The sequence below is a fragment of the Blautia sp. NSJ-140 genome (assembly GCF_022868965.1).
GTDB lineage: Bacteria > Bacillota > Clostridia > Lachnospirales > Lachnospiraceae > Blautia_A.
Map to the genome: position 1 here is coordinate 1 of NZ_JALIFS010000031.1, position 596 is coordinate 596.

Annotated in this window: 1 pseudogene; it reads left to right on the forward strand. The window is 40.8% G+C overall.

What is annotated here, in order from left to right:
• Nucleotides 1-366, forward strand: a pseudogene (locus MUB50_RS16925) (IS30 family transposase); the annotation flags it as partial.
• Nucleotides 367-596: the final 230 nt, after the last annotated feature.

Genomic DNA, 596 nt, shown 5'->3' on the forward strand with positions numbered 1-596 from the left:
ATCCTCACAGACAATGGCTCCTCTTTTAAAGACCCTGAAATATTTGAACGTCCTGGAGATACAGCTCGTTTATCCCGGGTTTTCTACTGTGATCCTATGTCGTCCTGGCAGAAAGGCAAGTTGGAAAAAAACCATGAATTTATCCGTTATATCCTTCCCAAAGGTATCGGCTTCGCACAACTGAACCAGAGCAAGGTAACTCTGATAGCTAACCATATCAATAGCGTGGCAAGAGCCAGTTTAAACGGCTGTACCCCATTTAAACTGGCTCAGTTACTGATAGACAGAAAACTATTGGAACTTTGCGATCTTAAAGATATACCCGCGGATCAGGTGATATTAAAACCCACGCTGTTAAAGCACTAAATATCACATTCATTTCCGGCATCGTATTCTCCAGACCGGTGGAAGTTACCCTTGCAAAGAACAGCCAGCGGTCCTTTCGTGATGTTCCAATCCCGTAAAAACACGGTGTTTTCTCCTTATATTATAGTTTTGTTTTGTGTAAATATCTATATCTTGTAGAAATTAATTCTGCAGAAATCCCTTTACTTATCAGTACTAGCACATGGTGGAAGTTACTTTTTCATTCAACC